The 3,809-nt window shown below is 43.5% G+C and carries 2 protein-coding genes; both read right to left on the bottom strand.

All coding sequences use genetic code 11. The features are described from left to right. Nucleotides 1-1,648, bottom strand: a 1,648-nt coding sequence (ilvD, locus tag VB740_RS13785; RefSeq protein ID WP_323200556.1) for a dihydroxy-acid dehydratase, incomplete at its 3' end; no start/stop codon positions are given. Nucleotides 1,649-1,953: 305 nt separating this feature from the next. Next, a complete protein-coding gene (locus VB740_RS13790) occupies nucleotides 1,954-2,679 on the bottom strand; it encodes a calcium-binding protein (RefSeq protein WP_323200557.1) in 726 nt (241 codons plus the stop codon). Between the last annotated feature and the right edge of the window lie 1,130 nt (nucleotides 2,680-3,809).

Below are 3,809 nucleotides of genomic sequence, written 5' to 3' on the forward strand. Positions count from 1 at the left end.
TAGAAGATACCAATTTGGCATATTTCGCCAACACGCCTTTAGTGTAACGCGGAGCGGGGGGCTGCCAGTTGGTACGACGACGGGTCAATTCTTCTTCAGATATATTCAACTGCAATAAACGAGCCGGTGCATCAATCGTAATACTATCGCCTTCTTCTACAAGAGCGATCGCACCACCAACGGCGGCTTCTGGAGCAACATGACCAACCACCATGCCGTAAGTACCGCCAGAAAAGCGTCCGTCAGTAATTAATCCCACAGCATCACCCAAACCTGCACCGATAATTGCCGAGGTGGGAGCCAACATTTCGCGCATTCCAGGGCCGCCCTTAGGTCCTTCATAACGGATGACTAGAATATCACCAGCTTGAATCTTACCGGCCAAAATTGCATCTAAAGAAGCTTCTTCCGATTCAAATACCCGTGCGGGACCGGTAATTACTGGCTTTTTGACGCCGGTAATTTTGGCGACAGCCCCTTCTGTTGCCAGATTACCTCTGAGGATGGCTAAGTGTCCTTGGGGATACATCGGGTTATTCCAAGGGCGAATAACGTCTTGATTGGCAGATGGTTCTTCTGGTATATCTGCCAATATCTCTGCGATCGTTTGACCGCTGATGGTGAGGCTATCACCATGTAATAAATCATGCACAAGTAACATCTTCATTACTTGCGGAATGCCACCAGCTTTGTGCAAATCTGTAGCAACATATTTCCCACTTGGTTTTAAATCACACAAAACGGGAACGCGGGCGCGGATAGTTTCAAAGTCATCCAGCGTTAACTCTACATTAGCAGCGCGGGCGATCGCTAAGAAATGCAACACCGCATTCGTCGAACCACCCACCGCCATAATCACAGAAATGGCATTCTCTATAGATTTGCGGGTGATAATTTGGCGGGGTAAGATTTGTTTGCGAATAGCTTCGACTAACACAAACGCTGATTTTTCCGTACTGTCAGCTTTTTCGGCATCTTCGGCCGCCATTGTCGAAGAATAAGGCAAACTCATCCCCAGGGCTTCAAATGCTGAAGACATGGTGTTAGCCGTGAACATTCCCCCACAGGAACCAGCGCCAGGACAAGCCCGACTTTCAACTTCTAATAATTCCTTGTCGTCAATTTTTCCAGCACTGTATTGACCAACAGCTTCAAAAGAACTAACAACAGTTAAATCGCGTCCGTTGTAGTGACCGGGTTTAATTGTACCACCGTAAACGAATATTGCAGGGATATTCATCCGTGCCATCGCTAGCATTGCCCCTGGCATATTTTTATCACAACCGCCAATCGCCAGCACACCATCCATACTTTGTCCAGTGCAGGCAGTCTCAATGGAATCGGCAATCACTTCCCGCGACACTAGGGAATATTTCATCCCTTCAGTTCCCATCGAAATCCCATCGCTAATGGTAATCGTGCCGAACACTTGCGGCATCGCCCCGGCGGTTTTAATCCCAGCTTCTGCCCTTTGCGCCAGCAGATTTATCCCCATATTACAGGGAGTGATCGTACTGTAGCCATTGGCAATACCGACAATGGCTTTATTGAAATCTTCATCTTTAAAACCAACTGCACGCAGCATAGCTCGATTAGGCGATCGCTGCACCCCTTGCGTCACAATTTGGCTTCTCAAATTCTCCGACATCTTTTTTCCTTCCGTCAGTAAATCGCAACTGTTGCGATTGTATTACCTGATTTTCTCATGTATACGCGGCGCGATCGAACATGAGTAATATGTACTAACGTTGGTGATAAAAACACCCCTCTCCAAACAGAGAGTAGGGGTGTAAAAGCAAGCGGAGTTTTAGCAGGGTGGGTTTCTAGTGGAAATTAAGATTAATTAATCTTAATTTCAGCAAAATATCTCTCAAACTCTCGTTTTTCCCTGTCCCCTACGTTCACGGAGCATTTCCGCAAGGATGGGATATTTTTTAGCTGTAAGTCCCTTAATTAAAGGATAATGTCGCTTGCAACTAGTCCTGGTGCTCCTGCAAGTTGAATCTCAAACTCGGGAGCAAAATTGAAATTAGTGTTACCTTCAAGAATGCCTCCTGAATAACGGACTTGACCGACTCTGGAGAATACGCCAGAACCGATGTAAGTGAAGGCTTGGTTGCCCGCTAGAAAGGGGTTGGCGTCAATGGCAGATAGATCGATTTGGTCACCTGTCAAGTTACCGTTCCCATCGAAGCCAGCGATAGTATCCCGTGAAGAACCAGCAGGACTATCTGAAACTGAGTTGAAAACGAAAACATCATTGCCCAATCCTCCAGTAAGGATATCGTTGCCAGGGCCCCCATTGAGGATATCGTTGCCTCTTCCACCATTGAGGTTATCGTTTCCCAACCCACCATTGAGGATATCGTTTCCCAAGCCACCATTAAGGGTATCGTTGCCTCTTGCACCATTAAGGGTATCGTTGCCTCTTGCACCATTGAGGATATCGTTTCCCAATCCACCATTGAGGGTGTCGTTACCCAATCCACCATTGAGGGTATCGTTACCAGCATTCCCATTGAGGATATCGTTGCCAGCACGCCCATTGAGAATATCGTTGCCAGCACGCCCATTGAGGACATCTCTGCTAGCACCCCCATTCAGGGCAGCGCGAAAGAAAGATGGTTCACCGTTGACGGTATTGTTGTCATTGAAAATGGTACCGGTTATGGTTGCCATAATAGACATCTCCTTAATTTATAGGGTAAATAAACTACCTCATCATTTCCTCACCAAAAAAGGAAGAGGGAAAATGAACAGATAGCTAAATTAGAAATGATTGAAGCAGATATTTGCAGTCAGGACTGAAGATTTGAAGATATGAGAAGCACTGTATGTACTGATAATGTTGGCATCAAAATTTTGCCAATACTCATGTTATATAGCGGTGTACATTTGAGTGAGATACAGAAAATGCTGAATTATTTCACATAAGGAGTTTAGTGTTCTCATATAATCGAGAACCGCTATATTGTTGTACCTTATGCGTTCACTGGTTCTAGTAGTAGGCAGCTAGGAAAAAAGCAGATTTCCTACTACGGAATTGTATAGGTTTTAGAACTTTTTCAATCACACGACTATACTATTACCATTAAAGGGACTTTTTTCTATTTATAAGAAATAGTAATTAACCCTCTTGTATTTTTTTTCGTCATAGCAAAATTTGAAACTCTTGTTCAGATAGGGTTAGTTTTGCTTGTTGAGATTTTTTTGGTGGTTTCTGGAGTTATGTATAAGTAATTAATTGCCTATCACTTAATAGTCTTATTGACCGCTGCGTAGGCGTAGCCCGCCGTAGGCATCGCTACACTCATACGTTACAATTTAGCTTTTAAAATATTCTTACTCTCATATATTTTTACTTCTCTAGGATGATTGCAAATATTGTGTTTAGATTTGCTTCTGTTACTAATTAAGGAGATTAACAATCTTAATCTTGAGCATGAAGCCAATATGAGCTAATTTTTTGGTGAAACATACTTTGAATACAGCAATACCATTCTTGACAGTTTAAGAGCGAGTTGATTTTGTCAATGTGCCTAAGTATAGAAATCAATTTGCATAATAATAACTATAAAAAGAAGAGGCAAGTTAAGCTTACCTCTTCCCGCGACTGTTAAATTATTAGAATTCTGCCTTATGGCTTATGTTCAAGACAGGTCTAGTGAATTAAAGGATAATGTCGCTTGTCACTAATTGTGGTGCTCCTACAAGCTGAACCTCAAAGTTAGCCGATAGATTTCCATCAGTATTAGCTTGGAGAATACCTCCTGAATAACGAACCTGACCGGCTGCGGAAAATGCGCGAG

The organism is Nostoc sp. UHCC 0251, from assembly GCF_034932245.1.
Taxonomy (GTDB): Bacteria; Cyanobacteriota; Cyanobacteriia; order Cyanobacteriales; family Nostocaceae; genus Nostoc.